Below are 23789 nucleotides of genomic sequence, written 5' to 3'. Positions count from 1 at the left end.
GCAAGGAGTCGTTGGCGCGTTCTATGTGCAGGAAGCACAAGCACTATTCAGAGGCTTCACGTTTATGAATCGCAGGAATCTCCTCAAAGCATCCATGGCATTGGCGGCCTACAGCAGTTTGCCTGCCAGCGGGCTATTTGCCGCCCGCGCCCTGGCCGCCGCCGCCGACGGTGAAATCGAGCACTTTGACTTCGAGGGCCTGCAAGCCCAGGCCAAGCAACTGGCCAGTAACGCCTACGTCAGCACCAAGCAGGCATTGCCGCCGGTACTGGCCAATATGACTCCGCAGCAGTTCAACGCCATCAAGTACGACGCCGGGCACTCGCTGTGGCATGAGGTGCAGGGCCAGTTGGACGTGCACTTCTTCCACGTCGGTGCCGGTTTCAAGACGCCGGTGCGCATGTACAGCGTTGACCCGGCCAGCCGTCAGGCTCGCGAGGTGCATTTCCGCACCGACCTGTTCAACTACGACAACAGCGGCATCGACAAGACCCAGCTCAAGGGCGCGGGCGATCTGGGCTTTGCCGGGTTCAAGCTGTTCCAGGCACCGGAAATCGCCATCAACGATATTCTGTCGTTCCTCGGCGCCAGCTATTTCCGCGCCATCGACAGCAACAAGCAGTACGGCCTTTCAGCCCGCGGCCTGGCCATCGACACCTATTCGTCCAAGGGCAAGGAAGAGTTTCCCGACTTCACCAAGTTCTGGTTCGAAACGCCGACCAAGGACGCCACCCGCTTCGTGGTCTACGCCCTGCTCGACTCGCCGAGCGCCACCGGCGCCTATCGCTTTGACATCGACTGCCAGGCCAACCAGGTGGTGATGGATATCGACGCCCATATCAATGCCCGTACCGCCATCGAACAAATGGGCATCGCCACCATGACCAGTATGTTCAGTTGCGGCACCCATGAACGGCGCATGTGCGACACCATCCACCCGGAAATCCATGACTCGGACCGCCTGGCCATGTGGCGCGGCAATGGCGAGTGGATCTGCCGCCCGCTGAACAATCCGCTGCGATTGCAATTCAACACCTTCACCGACAAAGACCCGAAAGGCTTTGGCCTGGTGCAGACCGATCACAATTTCGAAACCTATCAGGACACCGTCGACTGGTATCACCGTCGGCCGAGTCTGTGGGTGGAACCGACCACGGCATGGGGCGAAGGCTCGATAGATCTGATGGAACTGCCCACGACCGGCGAGACGCTGGATAACATTGTGGTGTTCTGGAACCCCAAGAAGGCGATCAATGCCGGGGACAGCCTCAACTATGGCTACAAGCTGTACTGGAGCCCGCTGCCACCGGTGAGCACGCCATTGGCTCAGGTCAACGCTACGCGCTCGGGCATGGGCGGTTTCATCGAAGGTTGGGCACCGGGCGAGCATTATCCTGACGTATGGGCCAGACGCTTCGCCGTGGACTTCAGCGGTGGCGGTCTGGACCGTCTGCCTGAGGGCACGTCCATCGACCCGGTAGTGACTGTCTCGAATGGCGAAGTCAAAGACTTCAACGTGCTGGCATTGCCGAATATCAAGGGCTTCCGCGTCACCTTCGACTGGTACCCCACCAGCGATTCGGTGGACCCGGTGGAAATGCGCATGTTCATCCGCACTCAGGATCGCACCTTGAGTGAGACCTGGTTGTATCAGTACTTCCCGCCAGCGCCGGACAAGCGTCGGTATACCTATAACTGACACCGCGCTGTTGCGCGGCAAACAATGATCCGTAGGAGCGAGGCTTGCCCTCGAAGGACTCGACCCGGTATGTCTGATAGACCTCGTCGCCCGGTTCGCGGGCAAGCCTCGCTCCTACACAACTCATCATCGTCAATTTTAAATTTATAGATAAATCAATAAGCTAAATACCCACTTTTTTTAAAAGGCCAAAATATCGCTGATATTTTGGCGGATTATTTGACAGCCTCGTCTTATCAGGCTGTTATTGCCTCTGTCCCACCCCACTCCCCAACTGCCGATTGACCGCCCTGCGCCGTCGATGGGCGGTAGCGTTGCCGATCTCTTCCTGAACGCTCTACCGAGGGCATCCTTCTATGTTGCTGAACGCCGCAAACGGCGCCGGGCAGGCGCCGTCGAGTCTGTCTGTGCGCAAATCCACCGTAATCGCCTGGATCGCCATCAGTCTGATACTGGTCGAGACCTTTTCCGGAGCGCTGCGCTTTTTCTTCGACCTGGCCGGTATTTCCGCCGTGCTTTACCTGCCCAAAGTCGCCTGCGTCGCTCTCTTCCTGCTCGAACTCTGCGCCCTGAAAGCCAACCGCATCATGTGGCTATGCCTGCCGCTGTTGCTGCTTTCTGCAGCACTGGCGATGCTGCACGGCGCCAGCCTGAATAATCTGGGGTTCAGTCTGTTTATCGTCGGCCCTCTCTTGTTCGGCCTGGTCTGCGGGGAATACCTGCTGCTGCATCGACGGCTGCTCGGTTGGGTCATAGGCCTGTGCCTGCTGGCGTCGTGGGTGGGCATAGGCCTGGATAAATTCACCGTCGTGCCATGGAAGGGCTACGCCTATAGCCTCGGTGAAGTAGAACTGAGCGCCAATACTGCGTGGAGCGCCGACTCTCAGGACCGCATCGCCGGTTTTGCCAGGGTCTCCGGCTCGCTATCGCTGCTGATCGCCATCTACACCTTGTATCTAACGCTGGTTATTCGCTCACGCGTGCTCTGGCTGCTGCTTTGTGTCGCCAGCTTCTACGGCATCCTGCTGACCACCAGCAAGGCGCCAGCCGTCGCCTTCATCGGTACTCTGGCGTTACTGCCCGTGCTGCACTTTTACTGGACTCGCCGAATCCTGCTCACGCTCGCAGTGCTGATGGGGCTCGCACTGCCGCTGATTGGCTTGATGAATGATTTCGACAGCAATATGGTCTACAGCGACAGCTCGCTGTCTTCGCTCTACGACCGTCTGATCAATACCTGGCCCAGCGTCATCCATGCCATGGAGCACCAGGGATGGGTTATTTCGGGGGCCGGCTTCGGGCTGGTCGGCAGCTCACTGGCACCATTCCCGGTGCCGGACGCGCAAGAGTTTCAGGTGTCTGATAACGCGGCGATCTACCTGTGGTGCGCCTTCGGAGTCGCGGGGCTGCTGCTTTATCTCTCGCAAATTCAGCTGCTGTTTGTCCTGAGCGACCATCAAACCGAAGTCGGCCGGGCGTTGCTGAGTATTGTTTTCTGCATTTGTCTGATCAGCTGGACCACCGATGTCTTCGAATCCAGCATCGCCAGTCTGTTCATCGGGGTGGGTATCAGCCTGGCACTGGCGTCCCGGGAAATCGCCACCCCCTCCGCGCAACGCCCTCAGGATTTGCCTGAGCTGACCGCCCTGCCGGGCTTGCACGGAGCATGAAACAGATGAAGCACAAAGGACTGCATGCCCTTGCCTGGATCGTGGCCGGTTGGCTGCTGGAACAACCGGCACAGGCCCAGGAGCCCTTTATCGTCGGGGTCGTCACCCATTTCATGAATGATGAGGCCGCGCCATTGCCCCGTTTGCGTCTGGCAGCGGCAGCTGGTATCAACTCGGCGCGGGATGCGCCGTACTGGTCCAGCGCCGAGACAGCCCCCGGCCAGTGGCGCGTCGTACCTGGCTGGCGTACCTGGCTCAGCGGCGGCGTGGATTTGAACATGACGCCCCTGGCCATCCTGTGTTTCAGCACCTGGTTCCACAACAACGTCAAACCCAGCGAACCTCAGGTCAAACCCGGCTATCTGCAATATGTCGACTACGCGACCCGGCAACTGGGCGCCGGCGTCGGCTTCTATGAGATATGGAACGAGTGGGATCTGGGCAACGATCCCAAGGACCCGGCCTTGAGCGCCGACTACGCCGCCCTGGTGCGAGACACCGCCCCCATCGTGCGGCGCAACAGCCCGCAGTCGACGATTCTGGCAGGCTCCATAACCTCCCACGGCATGCGTGGCGGCTTTGCCGAGCGCCTGATCGATGACGGTGTACTGAATTGGGTCGATGGTCTGTCGCTTCACCCCTATGTGCATTGCGCAAACGGTGAGAACGCCACACCTGAAGGCTGGATCAAGTGGATGCGCACCTACTCGCAGAAACTTACCAACAAGGTGGGCCGGGAAGTGCCTCTCTATCTGACCGAAATGAGCTGGCCAAGCCATCAAGGCAACTGCGGCAATACGCCAGTTACCCAGGCTGCCTATCTGGGCCGAGCCTATTTTCTCGCCCGCACCCTGCCCGCGATCAAAGGTATGTGGTGGTATGACCTGATCGATGACGGTGTGGATAAGTCCAATCAGGAACACCATTTCGGCCTGCTTGAGTACGGCACGCTCAAGCCCAAGCCCGCTTACGGCGTAATGCAGGCAGTCGCCCCGATAGTCAGGGACTTTCATTATGACGCCCAGGCCAGTCGCCAGGACGCAGACGTCTACATGCTGTATTTCGACAAGGGGCCTGAACGAGTCCTCGCGGCCTGGACCACGGGCTATGCCCGCACTGAATCATTGATCAGCCAGGCACTACAGAGCGGTGCAGTGCGTTATGTCGATACCGCAGCGCCGGACAAGGGTCAGCAAACCGGCCCCGACTGGAGCTGCAGCGCCGGCAAATGTACCGTCCCCTTGAGCCTGAACGGCTTTGTGAAAATCATCAGCCTGGGAGCCGACGGCTGACACTCTCACTTTTCGAAGCCAGCAATATTTATCACACTTCTGCCATTTCCAACTGCTAGTGTTTTGCCACTACCCTAGGGAATGGATCATGAACCTCCGTCAATACCTGTCCGGATGTGTACTGGCCTGGCTATGGGTGATCACGCCATTGCAGGCCGCGCCCTTTGTGGCAGGCGGCAGCGAATGGCGCCCCTTCAGTTACGCGGACGAAAAAGGCGAACTGCACGGCTTGTCCATCGACATAGCCCGTCGGGTGATGCAGCTCTCGGATGTGGAGGTGCGCTTCGTCTCCTATCCCGTCAATCGCCTGCAGGCCATGTTGAGCCGTGACCAGATCGACCTGAACTACGCCGACTCCCCGCAATGGAACAGCGCCGAAGACCTGCGCCGCTTCCAGTTCTCCATTCCCTACATGAATGTCCGCGAGCATCTCTACTTCCTCGCTGGCAACCCGTTGCGCGACAAACCCCTCGAACACCTGCAAGGCATGACTGTGGGCATGGTCCGCGGCTATACCTATCGCACCCTTGACCCGGCATTCGCCGACAACCGCCTGAGCAAACTGGAGGTTTCCCAGGACACCTCCCTGCTCAACCTGCTGCAGAGCGGCCGCGTCGATGCCGTGGCGATGGTCGACGATCTGTTCGACTACCTGATCGTCAAGCAACACTTCGACCCTGCCACCTTCGGCCGCGGCGCCCTGCTTAGCGACGCGCCCCTGGGGATAAAAGTACAGCCCGAACACGCCGACCTGTTGCCGAAAATCAACGCGGCGATCAAGGGCATGGTCGCCGGCGGTGAAGTGGAGCGGATTCGCAAGAGCTACCTGCCCATCGATCAGGACCGGGATGTAGCCTGTGATAGTGGAGTCGGTTGTTCCGCCGCGCCCAAACGCTAGCTCGTCGCTCTGTGGATAAATAAACGCGCTTTGCTATATTTGGCCACTCCTGCCTGAGCAACAGCGCCCATCACTGGAGCCTCCATGAGCCTGAACAAACCGAACCAAGAGCTGCGCCGTGACCTGCTGGGTATTGCGGCCGATCTGAAATGGACTGGAGTGGATCTGTTGCAGGTCGCCGAAACCCTGAGCCTGGCCGGACATGAATCAGAAGCCCAGTCGATCCTGAGGATGTCCACGGTGATGTTGAATGATGAAGAAAAGCTGCAAAGGGTTTTGCATGAGGTGACGATGGGGCGAATCGTGCGGGGTCGGGGGGAATAACGAGATATACACAGGCCGCTTTCCTGTGGGAGAAAGCGGCTGTTGTGACATGTGCTGTGGATAACTTATTCCACAGTCACCGACTTGGCCAGATTACGTGGCTGATCGACATCGGTCCCTTTCAACACTGCCACGTAGTACGACAGCAGTTGCAGCGGCACCGTGTACAGAATCGGCGCCAGGGTGTCGATGATGTGCGGCATGGAGATGACATGGATGCCCTCGCCATTGGTCATGCCCGCTTCTTCATCGGCAAAGACCACCAGTTCACCACCACGGGCGCGGACTTCCTGCAGGTTGGACTTGAGCTTTTCCAGCAGCTCGTTATTCGGCGCCACCGTCACTACGGGCATGTCGCTGTCCACCAGGGCCAGCGGGCCGTGTTTGAGCTCACCGGCCGGGTAGGCTTCGGCGTGAATGTAGGAGATTTCCTTGAGCTTGAGCGCCCCTTCCATCGCCACCGGGAACAACGCGCCACGCCCGAGGAACAGCGTGTGGTGCTTCTCGGCGAACAGTTCGGCAACTTTCTCCACGGTGCTGTCCATGGCCAGGCTTTCACCCAGGCGGGTTGGCAGCCGACGCAGTTCTTCGACCAACTCGGCTTCAACACCTTCGCCCAAAGTACCCTGGACCTGGCCCAAAGACAGGGTCAGCAGCAACAATGCCACCAGTTGCGTAGTGAAGGCTTTGGTCGACGCGACGCCGATTTCCGGGCCAGCCTGGGTCAGCAGGGTCAGGTCGGACTCACGTACCAGTGAGCTGATGCTAACGTTGCAGATGGCCAGCGTAGCGAGGAAGCCCAGCTCCTTGGCATTGCGCAAAGCGGCCAGGGTATCTGCCGTTTCGCCGGACTGGGAGATCGACACAAACAGTGTGCCGGGCTGGACCACGACCTTGCGATAGCGGAACTCACTGGCGACTTCGACCTGGCAAGGAATACCGGCCAGGGATTCCAGCCAGTAACGAGCGACCATACCGGCGTGGCTGCTGGTGCCACAGGCGACGATCTGCACATTGCGCACTTTGGCGAACAACTCGGCAGCCTGTGGGCCGAATGCCTGGACCAGTACCTGGTTCTGGCCCAGACGACCTTCCAGCGTGCGCTGCACAACTTTTGGTTGCTCGTGGATTTCCTTGAGCATGAAGTGACGGAACTCGCCTTTGTCGGCAGCTTCGGCACCTTCGCGGTATTGCACGGCTTCACGCTCCACCGGCAGGCCGTCAGCCGACCAGATCTGCACGCTCTCGCGGCGAATCTCGGCAATATCGCCCTCTTCAAGGTACATGAAGCGGTCGGTGACCTGACGCAGGGCCAGTTGGTCGGAAGCGAGGAAGTTCTCGCCCAGACCCAGACCAATCACCAGCGGGCTGCCACTACGGGCCGCGACCAGACGATCCGGTTGCTTGGCATTGATCACCGCCAAACCATAGGCACCGTGCAGCTCCTTGACCGCAGCCTTGAGGGCGATGGTCAGATCCGGGTTGTCCTTGAGCTTGTGGTGCAGCAGATGGACGATAACTTCGGTATCGGTATCGGAGACAAAAACATAACCCAGACCAGTCAAGCGAGTGCGCAGCGCTTCGTGGTTCTCGATGATGCCGTTGTGCACCACCGCCAGCTCGTCGCCGGAGAAATGCGGGTGAGCGTTACGCTCGCACGGCGCACCGTGGGTGGCCCAACGGGTGTGAGCGATGCCCAGGCGGCCCATCAGCGGTTCGCCCGCCAGAGCCTGCTCCAGCTCACTGACCTTGCCCGAACGGCGGCGGCGCTCCAGAGTGCCGGTGTTGCTGAATACGGCAACACCCGCACTGTCGTAGCCGCGGTATTCGAGGCGCTTGAGGCCCTCGAGCAAAATGGCAGTGATATTACGTTCAGCGACGGCGCCAACGATTCCACACATAGTCTTCTCCTAGCTAACAGCGGCGCAAATCAGCGTAATGCCGCGGGCTTCAATCTGTTCGCGGGCCTCAGGGGCCAAGCGATCATCGGTAATAAGGGTGTGGACACTGCTCCAGGGCAGCTCCAGATTGGGAATCTTGCGTCCGACCTTGTCGGACTCGACCATCACGATGACTTCACGGGACACTTCGGCCATGACCCGACTCAACCCGAGCAGCTCGTTGAACGTGGTGGTGCCACGGTTCAGATCGATGCCATCGGCACCGATGAACAGCTGATCGAAGTCGTAGGAACGCAGCACCTGCTCGGCCACCTGGCCCTGGAAGGACTCGGAATGCGGGTCCCAGGTACCACCGGTCATCAACAGCACCGGTTCATGTTCCAGTTCAGTCAAGGCACTGGCCACGTGCAGCGAGTTGGTCATGACCACCAGGCCCGGTTGTTGTCCCAATTGGGGAATCATTGCGGCGGTAGTGCTGCCACTGTCGATGATGATCCGCGCATGTTCACGGATACGCGCAACGCCCGCCTTGGCAATGGCCAGTTTGTACGGCGAAATCGGCTGGCCATGGTCACTGATCAATTCTTGCGGCAAGGTCACCGCGCCACCGTAGCGACGCAGTAGCAAACCGTTGCTTTCGAGAGCAGCAAGATCCTTGCGCACCGTCACTTCAGACGTATCAAAGCGCTTGGCCAACTCATCGACACTGACCTCGCCCCGCTCATTGAGCAGGTTGAGGATATTGTGACGGCGTTGTGGAGTGTTCCGTTTCGACATGACAGCCATAAGTTTCGATTCGAAAGATAACGAAGGCAATCAAAACTCATCGAAAGCCTGCCGTCAAGTGGACGAAACAATAAATCACGTCAGGTGAAATGTGCGTCGACGAGGGGGAAATAAGACGTAACCCTTCAGGCTATAGACAGAAAGGTTTCTTGATAGGGTTATCCACAGGGTCGATCATGTTGCGTCTGAACAGCTCCAGGCCTGTTCAGACACGACCCTGTGGATAATTTTACTCGGGCTTTTTGATTTTGACCGGACGCTGCCAGCCATCGATATTGCGCTGACGAGCACGAGCGACACCCAGTTGCTGCGCGGCAATGTCCTGATTGATGGTAGAGCCGGCCGCAGTGGTCGCGCCGTCGGAGATATCCACAGGGGCGACCAGAGAGTTGTTGGAGCCGATGAAGACATCCTCGCCCATTACCGTCATGTGTTTGTTGGCACCGTCGTAGTTGCACGTGATGGTACCTGCGCCGATGTTGGTCCGGGCACCAATTCGCGCATCGCCGAGATAGGTCAGGTGCCCGGCCTTGGCGCCTTCGCCCAGATGGGCATTCTTCATTTCGACAAAGTTACCCACATGGGCCCGGGCCTCCAGCACGCTGCCAGGTCGCAGGCGGGCGAACGGACCGGCATCACTGCCCTCGCCCATGATCGCGCCTTCAAGATGGCTGTTGGCCTTGACCACTGCACCTTTGCGCAGAGTGCTGTTCTTGATCACGCAGTTAGGGCCGATGACCACATCATCCTCGATCACCACACGGCCTTCGAGAATCACGTTGATGTCGATCAGTACATCACGACCGACCGTCACCTCGCCACGCACATCGAAGCGAGCAGGATCACGCAGGGTCACGCCCTGGGCCATCAGGCGGCGCGCGGCACGCAGTTGATAGTGACGCTCCAGCTCGGCCAGTTGCTTGCGGTCGTTGGCGCCCTGCACTTCCATCGCGTCGTGGGGTTGCTCGGTGGCGACGACCAGGCCGTCACCCACAGCCATGGCGATCACATCGGTCAGGTAGTACTCGCCCTGAGCGTTGTTGTTCGACAGGCGCCCCAGCCAGTCCGCCAGGCGCTTGCCGGGCACTGCGAGAATGCCGGTATTGCCTTCGGTGATGGCTTTCTGCGCGTCGGTGGCGTCCTTGTGTTCGACGATGGCACAGACGCGGTTCTGCTCATTACGCACGATACGGCCGTAGCCGGTCGGGTCATCGAGGTTGACCGTCAGCAGGCCCAGTTGCTCGGCGTTTACCTGTTTGAGCAGGCGCTGCAAAGTTTCGACTTCGATCAACGGCACATCGCCGTAGAGAATCAATACGGTTTCTGCGGTCAGCACCGGCAAGGCTTGAGCAACAGCGTGGCCAGTACCCAGTTGTTTGTCCTGCAGCACGAAATTCAGGTCATCCGCCGCCAGACGCTCGCGAACCAATTCCGCGCCATGGCCAATCACCACATGAATGCCTTGTGGAGAAAGCTGCCGGGCGCTGTGGATAACATGGCCGAGCATGGAATCACCGGCCACTGGATGCAGCACCTTGGGCAAGGCCGAACGCATGCGGGTGCCCTGACCAGCGGCGAGAATAACGATATCGAGAGACATGAAAGTTACCAACTGAGCGCGCCGCGACGAACGTCGGGCTGATCCTGAAAAAAGAAAAAGGGTAGCCGAGGCTACCCTTTTACTCAATCGCGCAGAGAACCCCGGCCTTAACCGCCGAACTTCTTGCGAATTTGCTGGACGGTACGCAGCTGGGCTGCGGCCTCGGCCAAACGAGCAGTTGCAGATCCGTAATCGAAATCCGCGCCTTTCTCGTGCAGAGCTTTCTCGGCCGCCTTGACGGCGGCCTGAGCAGCAGCTTCGTCCAGGTCATCAGCACGTTGCACAGTGTCGGCAAGCACCTTGACCATGTTCGGTTGAACCTCGAGGAAACCACCGGAGATGTAATACACCTCGGCTGCTCCGCCCTGCTTGATCAAGCGGATCGGACCCGGCTTCAGATCAGTGATCAGCGGCGCGTGGCCTGGGGCGATACCGAGATCACCCAGGTTGCCGTGCGCGATCACCATCTCGACCAGACCGGAGAAAATCTCTCCTTCCGCGCTGACGATATCGCAATGGACTGTCATAGCCATTTGCTTGCCTCAACCTGATTAGCGCCCGTTACCGGGCGCCGGGATTACAGTTTCTTGGCTTTCTCGATCGCTTCTTCGATGCCGCCGACCATGTAGAACGCTTGTTCTGGCAGGTGGTCGTAGTCACCGTTGAGGATACCTTTGAAGCCGGCAATGGTGTCTTTCAGGGAAACGTATTTACCCGAAGCACCGGTGAAGACTTCAGCCACGAAGAACGGCTGCGACAGGAAGCGCTGGATCTTACGAGCGCGGGATACCAACTGCTTGTCGGTTTCCGACAGCTCGTCCATACCCAGGATCGCAATGATGTCCTTCAGCTCTTTGTAACGCTGCAACACGTACTGAACGCCGCGAGCGGTGTCGTAGTGTTCCTGGCCGATGACGTTCGGGTCCAGCTGGCGCGAAGTCGAGTCCAGTGGGTCAACCGCAGGGTAGATACCCAGGGAAGCGATGTCACGGGACAGAACGACGGTGGCGTCCAAGTGGGCGAAGGTGGTCGCCGGCGATGGGTCGGTCAAGTCGTCCGCAGGAACGTATACGGCCTGGATCGAGGTGATCGAACCGTTCTTGGTCGAAGTGATACGTTCCTGCAGAACGCCCATCTCTTCAGCCAGGGTCGGTTGGTAACCTACGGCAGACGGCATACGGCCCAGCAGTGCAGATACTTCTGTACCGGCCAGGGTGTAACGATAGATGTTGTCGACGAACAGCAGAACGTCGTTACCTTCGTCACGGAACTTCTCGGCCATGGTCAGGCCGGTCAGTGCTACGCGCAGACGGTTACCCGGCGGCTCGTTCATCTGACCGTAAACCAGTGCCACTTTGTCCAGAACGTTGGAGTCCTTCATCTCGTGGTAGAAGTCGTTACCCTCACGAGTACGCTCACCCACACCGGCGAACACGGAATAACCGCTGTGCTCGATGGCGATGTTACGGATCAGTTCCATCATGTTTACGGTCTTGCCGACACCGGCACCACCGAACAGACCGACTTTACCGCCCTTGGCGAACGGGCAGACCAGGTCGATAACCTTGATGCCGGTTTCCAGCAGGTCGTTGCCGCCTGCCTGTTCAGCGAAGGTAGGAGCGGCGCGGTGGATACCCCAGCGCTCTTCTTCGCCGATCGGACCGGCTTCGTCGATCGGGTTGCCCAGTACGTCCATGATCCGGCCCAGAGTCGCTTTACCGACCGGTACGGAGATGGCTGCGCCAGTGTTGTTGACGTCCAGACCGCGCTTGAGGCCTTCGGTGGAGCCCATCGCAATGGTACGAACCACGCCGTCGCCCAGCTGCTGCTGAACTTCCAGGGTGGTTTCGGCGCCTTGTACTTTCAAGGCGTCGTAGATGCTCGGTACGCTGTCGCGTGGAAATTCCACGTCGATAACGGCGCCGATGATTTGAACGATACGTCCGCTACTCATAGCTGGATCCTCTGAATATTTGAACCGTTAAACCGCGGCAGCGCCGCCGACGATTTCCGAGATCTCTTGGGTGATCGCTGCTTGACGCGCCTTGTTGTAGATCAGCTGCAAATCGCTGATCAAATCACCGGCGTTGTCGGTAGCGTTCTTCATCGCGATCATCCGCGCTGCTTGTTCAGCTGCGTTGTTCTCGACCACCGCCTGGTACACCTGCGATTCCACGTAGCGCACCATCAGCCCATCCAGCAGCTCTTTAGCGTCGGGTTCGTAGACGTAGTCCCAGTGGTGCTTGAGCTTCTGATCCGGGGTTGCCACCAGCGGAATCAATTGTTCCACCGTTGGTTGCTGGGTCATGGTGTTGATGAACTTGTTGGACACCACGGACAGGCGATCAATACGGCCATCCAGGTAGGCATCCAGCATCACCTTGACGCTGCCGATCAAGTCATTGATCGACGGCTCTTCGCCCAGGTGGCTAATCGCAGCGACGACGTTACCGCCGAAGTTGCGGAAAAAGGCCGCACCTTTGCTGCCGACCACGCACAGATCGATCTCTACGCCGTTTTCACGGTTTACCGCCATGTCCTTGACCAGGGCCTTGAACAGGTTGGTATTCAAGCCACCGCACAAACCACGGTCACTGCTCACTACGACATAACCGGCGCGCTTTACAGGGCGGTCGATCATGAACGGGTGGCGATATTCCGGGTTGGCGTTGGCCAGATGACCAATCACCTGGCGGATGCGCTCCGCGTAAGGACGGCTAGCAGCCATGCGCATTTGAGCCTTGCGCATTTTGCTGACCGCCACTTTTTCCATGGCGCTGGTGATCTTTTGCGTGCTTTTGATGCTCGCAATCTTGCTGCGAATCTCTTTTGCGCCTGCCATGTAACACCTATCAGGTTAGCAAGCGGGGACCTGACGGCCCCCACTGCGGCTTACCAGGTTTGGGTGGCCTTGAACTTCTCGATACCGGATTTCAGGCCGGAGTCGATTTCGTCATTGAAATCACCCTTCACGTTGATCTTCGCCATCAAATCGGCGTGATCGCGGTTGAAGTAAGCAATCAGCGCTTGTTCAAAGCTGCCGATCTTGGCGATTTCGACGTCAGTCAGGAACCCACGCTCAGCGGCATACAGCGACAGCGACATGTCAGCGATCGACATAGGCGCGTATTGCTTCTGCTTCATCAGCTCGGTAACGCGCTGACCATGCTCAAGTTGCTTACGGGTCGCTTCGTCCAGGTCAGAAGCGAACTGGGCGAATGCCGCCAGTTCACGGTACTGAGCCAGAGCGGTACGGATACCACCGGAGAGCTTCTTGACGATCTTGGTCTGAGCGGCACCACCCACACGGGATACCGAAACACCGGCGTTCACAGCAGGACGGATGCCCGAGTTGAACATGGCCGATTCCAGGAAGATCTGACCGTCGGTGATGGAAATCACGTTGGTCGGAACGAACGCGGAAACGTCGCCAGCCTGGGTTTCGATGATCGGCAGTGCGGTCAGGGAACCGGTTTTGCCGGTCACTGCGCCGTTGGTGAACTTCTCTACGTACTCTTCCGAAACGCGGGATGCGCGCTCCAGCAGACGGGAGTGGAGATAGAACACGTCGCCTGGGTAAGCTTCACGGCCTGGTGGACGGCGCAGCAGCAGGGAAATCTGGCGGTAAGCCACTGCTTGCTTGGACAGATCGTCATAAACGATCAGCGCGTCTTCACCGCGGTCGCGGAAGTATTCGCCCATGGTGCAACCGGAGTACGGCGCCAGGAATTGCAGTGCAGCCGATTCGGAGGCACTGGCGGCAACGATGATGGTGTTAGCCAGTGCACCGTTTTCTTCGAGTTTGCGCACAACGTTGGCGATGGTCGATTGTTTCTGACCGATCGCTACGTAGACGCAGAAGATGCCGCTGTTTTTCTGGTTGATGATCGCGTCGATCGCCAGAGCGGTTTTACCGATCTGACGGTCACCGATGATCAGCTCGCGCTGGCCACGGCCGACAGGGATCATGGCATCGACAGCCTTGTAGCCAGTCTGTACAGGCTGGTCTACCGACTTACGCCAGATCACGCCTGGAGCAACTTTCTCGACCGCATCGGTCTCGGTGTTGTTCAGCGGACCTTTGCCGTCAACTGGGTTACCCAGTGCGTCGACTACGCGACCCAGCAGTTCCTTACCAACAGGAACTTCCAGGATGCGGCCGGTGCACTTGGCGCTCATGCCTTCAGCCAGGCTCGTGTAGGCGCCCAGTACAACGGCACCCACGGAGTCTTGCTCAAGGTTCAGCGCCATACCGTAGACACCGCCAGGAAACTCGATCATTTCGCCGTACATTACGTCGGCGAGACCGTGAATCCGTACGATACCGTCAGAAACGCTGACGACAGTGCCTTCGTTACGGGCTTGGGAGGCCACATCGAGTTTCTCGATGCGACCCTTGATGATTTCACTTATTTCGGAAGGATTGAGTTGCTGCATTGCTCTGCTGCCCCTTCAAACTCAAGATTTCAATGCTTCGGCCAGTTTCGCGAGTTTGCCGCGAACTGAGCCATCGATAACCAGGTCGCCGGCGCGAATGACAACACCCCCGATAAGGGTGGCATCCTCCGCAGCGTGCAGGCGCACTTCCCGGCCGAGCCGTGCACTGAGAACCTTGGCGAGTTTGTCTTGCTGTTCTTGGTCCAATGCGAAAGCACTGACGACATCCACATCGACCGATTTTTCCTGCTCGGCCTTGTACAGGTCGAACAGTTCGGCGATCTCCGGCAAGAGCGGGAGACGGTCGTTTTCAGCAACGACGTGGATGAAATTCTGTGCCTTGGCATCGAACTTGTCGCCACACACTTCGATAAAAGTGGTGGCCTTGTCTGCGCTCGTCAGTCGCGGGGCCTTGAGCAAGCGCTGCATGGTGTCGTCTTGCGACACCGCAGCAGCCAGGCCGAGCATGGCTGACCAATTGGCCAGTTGCTGGTGCGCCTGTGCATGCTCGAAGGCTGCCTTAGCGTAAGGTCGGGCCAACGTGGTCAGTTCTGCCATGATCGCCCTCGCTTAAATTTCTGCAGCCAGTTTATTAACCAGCTCCGCGTGCGCGTTTTGATCGATTGTGGCACCCAGGATCTTCTCTGCGCCGTTGACTGCCAGGCTGCCCAGTTGGGCGCGCAGCGCGTCTTTGACGCCGTTCAGTTCCTGCTCGATCTCGGCCTGAGCCTGAGCCTTCACACGGTCAGCTTCAACGCGAGCCTGTTCACGGGCTTCGTCGACAATCTGAGTACCGCGTTTCTTGGCTTGCTCAATGATTTCAGCTGCTTGAGCTTTAGCATCGCGCAGTTGGTGACCCGCTTTCTCTTGGGCCAACTCCAGGTCGCGAGCTGCTCGTGTAGCAGCGTCCAGTCCATCCGCGATCTTCTTCTGACGTTCGTGCAAAGCCGTAATGACCGGAGGCCATACGAACTTCATGCAGAACAGCACAAAAATGAAGAACGCAACGGACTGGCCAATCAGGGTTGCATTAATGTTCACGCCAACACCTCGCTCGTTCGTTGTCCATCACACCAATCAACTCGAAAATTCGAGCGATTAGCCAGCGAGTTGACCAACGAAGGGGTTCGCAAAGGTGAAGAACAGAGCGATACCAACACCGATCATGGTCACGGCGTCGAGCAGGCCAGCGACGATGAACATTTTGACTTGCAGCATTGGAACCATTTCTGGCTGACGCGCTGCGCCTTCCAGGAATTTACCGCCCAGCAGGCCGAAACCGATTGCAGTACCCAGTGCGCCCAGGCCGATCAGCAGTGCAACAGCGATAGCAGTTAGACCAACTACAGTTTCCATCTTTCCTCCCGACTTTTACGTCGTATTGGTTAGGTTTTTTTAGTTTAAAGCGGTAAAGCAAAATCGTTTGTACAGCGCCCTCGCGGGCCTCCCACTCATCTGCCTGGATGAGTGGGACATCAGACGCGCGGACGAGTCTTAATGGTTATCTTCGTGAGCCATCGACAGGTAGACGATGGTCAGCATCATGAAGATGAACGCTTGCAGGGTGATGATCAGGATGTGGAATACCGCCCACGCCCATTGCAGAACCACACCCAGGCCACTGAGCCAGAGCAGGCCGCTGCCGAACATCACGGCGATCAGGATGAAGACCAGTTCGCCAGCGTACATGTTGCCGAACAGTCGCAGAGCCAGGGAAATCGGCTTGGCAACCAGGGTCACGAATTCAAGCAGGAAGTTCACCGGGATCAGCAGGGCCTGAACGAAAACGTTCTTGCTGCCGAACGGATGCAGGGTCAGTTCACCGATGAAGCCGCCGATGCCCTTGACTTTGATGCTGTAGAAAATGATCAGCGCGAACACCGACAGGGCCATGCCCAGGGTAGCGTTCGGGTCAGTCGTGGAGACTGCACGGAAGAAGGTGTGCTCATTGCCCGACACCTTGACCGCCAGGGCTGGAATCCAGTCCACGGGGATCAGGTCGACGGCGTTCATGAGGAACACCCAGGCAAAAATGGTCAGAGCCAGCGGTGCAATCACCGGGCTGCGACCATGGAAGCTGTCTTTTACGCTGCCGTCGACGAACTCGACCAGCACTTCAACGAAGTTCTGCAGAGCGCCAGGTTGACCGGAGGTAGCCTTCTTCGCCGCCATGCGGAAAATCAGGATGAAAATCAGACCCAGTGCGACCGACCAGCCGAGGGTATCGACGTGGAAAGCCCAGAAGCCCATTTCCTTCGCTGCGGCTGCATCGTGGGCGAAGCCCCAAGAGCCGTCAGGCAAATGACCAAAGGTCAAGTTCTGCAAGTGGTGCTGGATATAGCCCGAAGCTGTTTGCTCTGCCATGGTTGCCTCAAACGCCCTAAGGTCTCAAAAATCTTATTTTCATTAGCAGGGGAGCGAACCAGCTGACCGCCTGGATCAGCATGAACACGCCGAATACAGCCAGCGGCGCCAGAGGCTTCACACCTGCAAAGGTCAGTGCAAACAGCACTGCCGTTAATATCAATTTGCCTGCCTCGCCGGCATAAAAGGACCGGACGATGGCTTGCGCTGCTCTAGCCCCGGAAAACCGGAAAGCCTTGTGAGCAAAGTACAGATTGGGCAGCCAAGCTATCAGGCCTCCGCAAAGACCTGAATACCCAACTACGACACCCTGCCACTGCCAAAGCGTCAATGCCGCCAGCAGCAGGGTAATAACTTGAGCCAGCAGTACTGGAAAAACCGCTAGGCGATGGAAAGGCAGGCGGTTTTGCATGCGTGATTCCATCACAACTGCTCCTCGGAGGTCGGCCGCCAAAATCAACTACTTGGCATAATTTGTGCCGACAAAATGCGCGCAGAGTATAGGGGCGGTTCAGCCCCTATTCAACTGTCGGGTAGTGATTTCCGACTACACGCTACACCGCAATTGTTTCAGCGAATGTGGGCGAGCACTCCTTGCAGCTCATCCAGCGAGTTGTAACGGATCACCAACTGACCTTTTCCCTTCTGACCATGGCGGATCTGCACCGCAGAGCCCAGCCGTTCGGCCAGACGCTGCTCGAGACGGCTGATATCCGGATCGGTTTTGACCGGTTGCGCCGGAGCCGGTTTGCCACTGAGCCACTGGCGAACCAGGGCCTCAGTCTGACGTACGGTAAGGCCGCGTGCGACAACGTGTCGCGCCCCTTCCACCTGTTGTTCTTCGGGCAAACCGAGCAATGCCCGGGCATGACCCATTTCCAGATCGCCATGGGACAGCATGGTCTTGATCACTTCGGGCAGGGCAATCAGGCGCAGCAGATTGGCCACGCTGACCCGTGACTTACCCACAGCATCGGCGACCTGTTGCTGAGTCAACTGGAACTCCTGCTGCAGACGCTGCAGGGCTACCGCTTCCTCGACCGGGTTCAGGTCTTCGCGCTGAATGTTCTCGATCAGCGCCATGGCAATGGCTGTTTCATCAGAAACGTCGCGGACCATCGCTGGAATGGTTTCCAGGCCGGCCTGCTGGCTTGCACGCCAGCGACGTTCACCCGCGATGATTTCAAAACGGTTGTTGCCGATCGGCCGGATCACGATCGGCTGCATCACGCCCTGGGCCTTGATCGACAGCGCCAGTTCTTCCAGCGCCTCCTGGTCCATGTCCCGGCGCGGCTGATATTTGCCGCGCTGGATCATGTCCAGCGGTACGTGTTGCAGTTCACGTTGGTCGACCTGGCTGGCCTGCTCTTCCAGCGAACTGACGGTTGGACTGCTCAGAAGTGCGTCCAGCCCACGTCCGAGACCTCTTTTCTTGACGGCCATGGGATTTCCTTAAGTTGGCTGGGCGGCGGTGCGCGAAGGTGTAGCACGGCGCTGACGACGGACCATTTCACCGGCCAACGCAAGGTAGGCCAGGGCACCGCGTGAAGTCTTGTCATAGGCCAGGGCGGGCATGCCGAAACTCGGCGCCTCGGCCAGGCGAATGTTGCGCGGGATCACCGTGTCGTACAGCTGCTCGCCAAAGTGCTCCTTGAGCTGCGCCGAGACATCGTTGATCAGGCTCAGGCGCGGATCGTACATGGTGCGCAGCAAACCTTCGATTTTCAGCTCCGGGTTGAGCAGTTCGGCGATGCGCTTGATGTTATCCACAAGGTCGCTGAGACCTTCGAGAGCGAAGTACTCGCACTGCATGGGGATAATCACGCCATCGGCAGCCACCAGTGCATTGAGGGTCAGCATCGACAGCGACGGCGGGCAGTCGATCAGGATGTAATCGTAATTCTCACGGATGGCCGCCAGTGCATTGCGCAGGCGGCTTTCCTTCATCTGCATTTCCAGCAGTACCACTTCGGCAGCGGTCAGGTCGCGGTTGGCCGGCAGCAGTTGGTAACCGCCATGCTCGGAGAATTGCATGGCCTGGGCCAGGTCGCATTCACCGATCAGCAGGTCATAGACCGAATGTTCCAGGGCATGCTTATCCACACCACTGCCCATGGTGGCGTTGCCTTGCGGATCGAGATCGATCAGCAGCACACGGCGCTTGGTCGCGACCAGTGAAGCTGCGAGGTTGATGCAGGTGGTGGTTTTACCCACGCCACCCTTTTGGTTCGCTATCGCGAATACCTTAGCCATTCTTGCTTGTGTTCCCAATCATGCCGTGCGGCGCAGTATCAGCAGATGGCGTTGGCCTTGGCAACCCGGTACGGTCAAGGCCTGTTCGCTATCCAGGTGAAAGTCTGCGGGCAATGCTACCAGCTCATCAGCCGGATGCAGCCCTTTCATCGCCAGCCAGCGGGTTTCGGTATCGCCCATGTGGCGCGTCCAGCCCGTGAAGTCTTCCAGACTGCTGAAGGCACGGGAAACAATTCCGGTGAACGGTAGTGCCGGCTGCCAGGCTTCGGCCCGGCTGTGGATAACTTCCAGGTTGGCCAGTTTCAGCTCAAGTTTGACCTGGGTCAGGAAGCGAGTCTTCTTGCCGTTGCTGTCCAGCACCGTGACTTTCATGTCCGGAAACAGGATAGCCAATGGAATACCGGGCATACCGCCACCGCTGCCGACGTCGAGCCAGCGCTCGCCTTCGATGAAGGGCACGACACTCAGGCTGTCGAGCAGATGTCGCGAAACCATTTCGTCCGGATTGCGCACTGCAGTCAGGTTATAGGCCTTGTTCCACTTGATCAGCAGCGCCAGATAACCCAGCAATTGACTGTGCTGGGCTTCAGTCAGGCTTACGCCCAGTTGCTCGGCGCCACGGGATAATTCTTCAGCGTGTTGCGGGGTGACCATAGAACTCAAGCGCTTTGCTCCAATTGACGGCCCGCGCCGCGTTTTTTCAAATGAATCATCAACAGGGAAATCGCCGCAGGGGTGACACCCGGAATGCGCGACGCCTGGCCCAGAGTCTCTGGACGAGTTATCCCCAGCTTGCCCTGAATCTCTTTCGACAGACCGGAAATGGTCGTGTAGTCGATGTCTTCGGGCAGGCGAGTGTCTTCACTGGCGCGCAGGCGGGCAATTTCGTCCTGTTGACGATCGATGTAACCGGCGTATTTGGTCTTGATTTCGACCTGCTCGGCGACCTGCGGATCACTCGCGCCTTCGCCAGTCAGGGAAATCAGGCTGGCGTAGTCGATTTCAGGCCGGCTCAACAGATTGAGCAGATTGTATTCGTGGGTCAGCGGTGTACCGAAATGGCTGGCAATCGCCTCACCCTGTTCGGTACCGGGGCGCACCCAGGTGCTTTTCAGGCGCTGCTCCTCGCGCTCGATGCTTTCGCGCTTGGTGCAGAACGCCGCCCAACGCGCGTCGTCGATCAAACCCAGCTCGCGACCTTTTTCGGTCAGACGCAGATCCGCGTTGTCTTCACGCAGGATCAGGCGGTATTCGGCCCGGGAGGTGAACATCCGATAGGGTTCTTGCGTACCCAGGGTAATCAGGTCGTCGACCAATACCCCGATATAGGCCTCGTCGCGACGCGGACACCAGCTTTCCTTGCCCTGGGCACGCAGTGCAGCGTTGGCTCCGGCCAATAGACCCTGGGCGCCGGCTTCTTCGTAACCGGTGGTGCCATTGATCTGTCCAGCGAAGAACAGACCCGCGATAACCTTGGTTTCCAGGCTGTATTTCAGATCCCGCGGATCGAAATAATCGTACTCGATGGCATAGCCAGGGCGAACGATATGAGCGTTTTCCATCCCGACAATCGAGCGCACCACCTGTAATTGCACGTCAAACGGCAAAGACGTCGAGATGCCGTTCGGATACAGCTCATGGGTCGTCAGGCCTTCCGGTTCAATGAACACCTGATGGCTCTGCTTGTCGGCAAAACGATGAATCTTGTCTTCGATGGATGGGCAATAGCGCGGGCCGATGCCCTCGATGACCCCGGAATACATCGGTGAACGGTCCAGATTGGCCGCGATGATTTCGTGGGTACGGGCGTTGGTGTGGGTAATCCAGCAACTGACCTGACGCGGATGCTGTTCTTTCGAACCGAGGAACGACATCACCGGGATCGGCGTGTCCCCAGGTTGTTCAGTCATCACCGAGAAATCCACGGAACGGCCATCGATACGCGGCGGGGTCCCGGTTTTCAGGCGACCGACGCGCAACGGCAATTCACGCAGACGATGGGCCAGGGCGATCGACGGTGGATCACCGGCGCGGCCGCCCGAATAGTTCTGCATGCCAATGTGGATAAGTCCACCGAGGAAGGTCCCGGTCGTCAGCACCACAGAGTCGGCCATGATTCGCAGACCCATCTGGGTAACGACACCACGGACTTGATCCTGCTCGACAATCAGGTCATCGCAAGCCTGCTGGAATATCCACAGGTTGGGCTGGTTCTCGATGATTTCGCGAATTGCCGCCTTGTACAGCACGCGATCGGCCTGTGCCCGGGTAGCTCGCACGGCCGGGCCTTTGCGACTGTTCAACACACGGAACTGAATGCCGCCCAGGTCAGTGGCCGTAGCCATTGCGCCGCCAAGGGCATCGATCTCTTTGACCAGATGGCTTTTACCAATCCCGCCGATGGCAGGGTTGCAGCTCATTTGCCCGAGGGTTTCCACGTTGTGCGTCAACAGCAGGGTTTTTGCACCCATGCGTGCAGACGCCAGTGCTGCCTCGGTACCGGCATGACCGCCACCGATGACGATCACTTCAAAACGGGAAGGGAAATCCACCACGCACCTCGTGCCTGTTCTAGATAGGAATATTGGGAAAGGTGACAAGTATAGGGACTTCCCCTCCTTGAATGAAACCTCTTGGACAAAATTTAACCAGCTGTGGAAAACTCGCGAATAAAGAAAATAAAAAAGAGAGAAGTTTTATAAAACCTTATTTTAAAGCTTATTTATACTGAGCAGGGTTTCTGTGGATAGATCTCTACAGGCCATGTTTTTCAATGTGTACAGAGATTTTAAACTCTGTGGTCAGGTGCCAGTCAGCGTTCTGGATAACCGCTTTAAGCCTGTGGATTAAATGCTGATTTGTCCACAGGGCAGGTTATCCTCAGGCAAAAGGCCCGGTTATCAACCGAGCTGAAGCGGGGTTATTCACAGGGCTTAACCTGCAGAAATGGACTGCCGTACGTCGAAAAAATGGCAATTCGGGTTTTTCTGAATAACGTGAAGTTTCCAACGTACGTCGAGAAGCTGCGCAGGCAGGCGAAAGGCTATTGTTAGATGCTTAAACAAAAGCTAATAATAGCCATTATCATTTGTGTATTTTCACGTCTATGTCCTCTCTTTCGCACACATATGCTGTCCAGCGCATCTATGAGCAACACCACTCATGGCTGAACGGCTGGCTCAAGGGCAAGCTGCATAACGCCTGCGATGCAGCTGATGTCGCCCACGACACCTTTGTGCGTATCCTGGTTTCGCGCAACGCCATTCAGATTCGTGAGCCCCGCGATTACCTGACGACCATTGCCCGTGGTCTGGTGATCGATCGCTATCGGCGCCGTGCCATCGAAGTGGCTTATCTGGAAACCCTGGCGGCGCGTCCTGAAATCACTGAAATCAGTGAGGAAGACAAGGCTGTGGTCATTGAAACCCTGGTCGCTGTGGATAAAGCACTGGCGGGCCTGGGCGCCCGCGCGCAGAAGATATTCCTTCTGTCTCAGGTCGACGGCCTGAGTTATCAACAGATCGCGAACGAGCTGAGCCTGTCGCTGACCACTGTGAAAAAACATATGGTCCGCGCCTTTACTGAATGCTCCCTGATCATGGCCGGCCTGTAATGGCGACCACACCGGATCGCAAGACCTTCACTGCCGCCGCCAATTGGTACGTACAGTTCCAGAGCGAGCCACCGACACCTGCACAGCATCAGGCCTGGCAACGCTGGCTGGAGAGTGACCCGGCGCATCAGGCCGCCTGGCAACACATGGAACAACTGCAACACAATCTTGGCGCCCTGCCCCGGGATCTGACCCGACGTGCGTTATCCGACACTCAACAGCGCCGCCAGGTGCTGCGAATGCTGCTGATTCTGGCCGGCGTCGGCGGCGTTGGCTGGGCGCTGCAGGAGCAGACCTCCCTGGGTAATGTCTGGGCGGACCACCGTACCTGGGTCGGAGAGCGTAAACGCCTGGATCTGGCCGATGGCACTCGCCTGGAACTCAACACCGATACGGCTGTGGATGTAGTTTTCGATGAGCGTCAGCGCCTGATTCACCTGCGTGCCGGGGAAATTTTCATTCGCACAGGCAAACGCGGCGACACCCGCCCATTCTTCGTGGAAACCCGTCAGGGCCGGGTCCAGGCCCTGGGTACCAGTTTTTCGGTGCGTCAGCTGTCCCATAGCACCCATGTCGGTGTTCTCGAGGATCAGGTTCGGGTTCTGCCCAAGGCTGGCACTGGCCAAGATGGTTTGCTCAAGGCGGGAGAAAGCGCTGACTTTGATAGTTATAGACTCGGCCCCAGCCGCGTTTGTCGACCAGCGGAGACGGCCTGGATCGACGGGCAATTGATTGTCCTGGATGCGCGACTGGGTGATGTCATCGATGAGTTGTCCCGCTACCGCTCGGGCGCCATGCAGTGCGATGAACGTGCGGCGCGCCTGCGGGTCTCCGGTGCATTTCGTCTGGACGCCATCGATGCCGTACTCGCCAACCTGCAGACCTCGCTGCCCATCCAGGTGAATTATTTCACCCGTTACTGGGTGTCCATCAAGTACAGAGGTTGATCGAA

23 protein-coding genes are annotated in these 23789 nt (G+C 58.1%); 7 read left to right on the top strand and 16 right to left on the bottom strand.

The window, feature by feature from the left end; translation table 11 throughout:
* Positions 1 to 64 precede the first annotated feature (64 nt).
* The 5 genes from ACCD02_RS01820 to ACCD02_RS01800 all read left to right on the top strand — a co-directional run bounded on the left by ACCD02_RS01820 (position 65) and on the right by ACCD02_RS01800 (position 5883).
* Complete coding sequence (locus ACCD02_RS01820) at positions 65 to 1699, top strand: glucan biosynthesis protein D (protein WP_413298227.1); 1635 nt, start codon at positions 65 to 67, stop codon at positions 1697 to 1699.
* A 356-nt stretch (positions 1700 to 2055) separates the two neighbouring features.
* Positions 2056 to 3369 (top strand): O-antigen ligase family protein, encoded by a 1314-nt coding sequence (locus ACCD02_RS01815; RefSeq protein WP_413298226.1) that lies wholly within the window; start codon positions 2056 to 2058, stop codon positions 3367 to 3369.
* A 5-nt stretch (positions 3370 to 3374) separates the two neighbouring features.
* Positions 3375 to 4661, top strand: a complete 1287-nt coding sequence (locus ACCD02_RS01810) for a hypothetical protein (protein WP_413298224.1) — start codon at positions 3375 to 3377, stop codon at positions 4659 to 4661.
* An 88-nt stretch (positions 4662 to 4749) separates the two neighbouring features.
* Entirely contained in the window at positions 4750 to 5559 is an 810-nt protein-coding gene (locus ACCD02_RS01805; protein ID WP_413298223.1) for a substrate-binding periplasmic protein, read from the top strand.
* Between the two features lie 84 nt (positions 5560 to 5643).
* Complete coding sequence (locus ACCD02_RS01800; protein ID WP_413298222.1) at positions 5644 to 5883, top strand: hypothetical protein; 240 nt, start codon at positions 5644 to 5646, stop codon at positions 5881 to 5883.
* A 65-nt stretch (positions 5884 to 5948) separates the two neighbouring features.
* On the opposite strand, the gene glmS is transcribed toward ACCD02_RS01800, so the two are convergent.
* From glmS to mnmG, 16 genes are all read right to left on the bottom strand, one after another.
* Positions 5949 to 7784, bottom strand: coding sequence for a glutamine--fructose-6-phosphate transaminase (isomerizing) (gene glmS / locus ACCD02_RS01795; RefSeq protein ID WP_413298221.1), 1836 nt, complete (start codon positions 7782 to 7784; stop codon positions 5949 to 5951).
* 9 nt (positions 7785 to 7793) lie between these two features.
* Entirely contained in the window at positions 7794 to 8561 is a 768-nt protein-coding gene (locus ACCD02_RS01790) for a DeoR/GlpR family DNA-binding transcription regulator (RefSeq protein ID WP_413298220.1), read from the bottom strand.
* A gap of 238 nt (positions 8562 to 8799) precedes the next feature.
* Complete coding sequence (glmU, locus tag ACCD02_RS01785; protein WP_413298219.1) at positions 8800 to 10170, bottom strand: bifunctional UDP-N-acetylglucosamine diphosphorylase/glucosamine-1-phosphate N-acetyltransferase GlmU; 1371 nt, start codon at positions 10168 to 10170, stop codon at positions 8800 to 8802.
* Positions 10171 to 10277: 107 nt separating this feature from the next.
* A complete protein-coding gene (locus ACCD02_RS01780; RefSeq protein ID WP_413298218.1) occupies positions 10278 to 10703 on the bottom strand; it encodes a F0F1 ATP synthase subunit epsilon in 426 nt (141 codons plus the stop codon).
* A 44-nt stretch (positions 10704 to 10747) separates the two neighbouring features.
* The gene (gene atpD, locus ACCD02_RS01775) at positions 10748 to 12124 is read right to left on the bottom strand and encodes a F0F1 ATP synthase subunit beta (protein WP_413298217.1); all 1377 of its coding nucleotides are present in this window, start codon (positions 12122 to 12124) and stop codon (positions 10748 to 10750) included.
* 27 nt (positions 12125 to 12151) lie between these two features.
* Entirely contained in the window at positions 12152 to 13012 is an 861-nt protein-coding gene (gene atpG, locus ACCD02_RS01770) for a F0F1 ATP synthase subunit gamma (RefSeq protein WP_413298216.1), read from the bottom strand.
* Positions 13013 to 13062: 50 nt separating this feature from the next.
* Complete coding sequence (gene atpA, locus ACCD02_RS01765; protein WP_413298215.1) at positions 13063 to 14607, bottom strand: F0F1 ATP synthase subunit alpha; 1545 nt, start codon at positions 14605 to 14607, stop codon at positions 13063 to 13065.
* Between the two features lie 21 nt (positions 14608 to 14628).
* Positions 14629 to 15165 carry a F0F1 ATP synthase subunit delta gene (locus ACCD02_RS01760; protein ID WP_413298214.1) on the bottom strand — a complete coding sequence of 179 codons (537 nt, stop codon included), beginning with the start codon at positions 15163 to 15165 and terminating at the stop codon, positions 14629 to 14631.
* Positions 15166 to 15177: 12 nt separating this feature from the next.
* A complete protein-coding gene (locus ACCD02_RS01755) occupies positions 15178 to 15648 on the bottom strand; it encodes a F0F1 ATP synthase subunit B (protein WP_259101015.1) in 471 nt (156 codons plus the stop codon).
* A gap of 57 nt (positions 15649 to 15705) precedes the next feature.
* Complete coding sequence (atpE, locus tag ACCD02_RS01750; protein ID WP_002555987.1) at positions 15706 to 15963, bottom strand: F0F1 ATP synthase subunit C; 258 nt, start codon at positions 15961 to 15963, stop codon at positions 15706 to 15708.
* 138 nt (positions 15964 to 16101) lie between these two features.
* Positions 16102 to 16971: a F0F1 ATP synthase subunit A gene (gene atpB, locus ACCD02_RS01745; protein WP_413298213.1), complete on the bottom strand. Its 870-nt coding sequence runs from the start codon at positions 16969 to 16971 to the stop codon at positions 16102 to 16104.
* 16 nt (positions 16972 to 16987) lie between these two features.
* Complete coding sequence (locus ACCD02_RS01740) at positions 16988 to 17395, bottom strand: F0F1 ATP synthase subunit I (protein WP_259101018.1); 408 nt, start codon at positions 17393 to 17395, stop codon at positions 16988 to 16990.
* 146 nt (positions 17396 to 17541) lie between these two features.
* Positions 17542 to 18414, bottom strand: a complete 873-nt coding sequence (locus tag ACCD02_RS01735) for a ParB/RepB/Spo0J family partition protein (RefSeq protein ID WP_413298212.1) — start codon at positions 18412 to 18414, stop codon at positions 17542 to 17544.
* A gap of 9 nt (positions 18415 to 18423) precedes the next feature.
* Positions 18424 to 19224 carry a ParA family protein gene (locus tag ACCD02_RS01730; protein WP_413298211.1) on the bottom strand — a complete coding sequence of 267 codons (801 nt, stop codon included), beginning with the start codon at positions 19222 to 19224 and terminating at the stop codon, positions 18424 to 18426.
* Between the two features lie 18 nt (positions 19225 to 19242).
* On the bottom strand, positions 19243 to 19878 hold the full coding sequence (gene rsmG, locus ACCD02_RS01725; RefSeq protein WP_413298323.1) for a 16S rRNA (guanine(527)-N(7))-methyltransferase RsmG: 636 nt from the start codon (positions 19876 to 19878) through the stop codon (positions 19243 to 19245).
* A gap of 5 nt (positions 19879 to 19883) precedes the next feature.
* A complete protein-coding gene (gene mnmG / locus ACCD02_RS01720) occupies positions 19884 to 21776 on the bottom strand; it encodes a tRNA uridine-5-carboxymethylaminomethyl(34) synthesis enzyme MnmG (protein WP_413298210.1) in 1893 nt (630 codons plus the stop codon).
* 554 nt (positions 21777 to 22330) lie between these two features.
* Between mnmG and ACCD02_RS01715 the strand changes: the two genes are divergently transcribed.
* Positions 22331 to 22837, top strand: coding sequence for a sigma-70 family RNA polymerase sigma factor (locus ACCD02_RS01715; RefSeq protein WP_413298209.1), 507 nt, complete (start codon positions 22331 to 22333; stop codon positions 22835 to 22837).
* Positions 22837 to 23784 carry a FecR domain-containing protein gene (locus ACCD02_RS01710; protein WP_413298208.1) on the top strand — a complete coding sequence of 316 codons (948 nt, stop codon included), beginning with the start codon at positions 22837 to 22839 and terminating at the stop codon, positions 23782 to 23784. Before ACCD02_RS01715 ends, ACCD02_RS01710 begins: the two co-directional genes overlap by 1 nt.
* Positions 23785 to 23789: the final 5 nt, after the last annotated feature.

Source organism: Pseudomonas sp. Pseusp88 (genome assembly GCF_047303955.1).
Taxonomy (GTDB): domain Bacteria; phylum Pseudomonadota; class Gammaproteobacteria; order Pseudomonadales; family Pseudomonadaceae; genus Aquipseudomonas.
The sequence above is the reverse complement of the archived record's forward strand: the minus strand, read 5'-3'. Positions and strand labels throughout refer to the sequence as shown.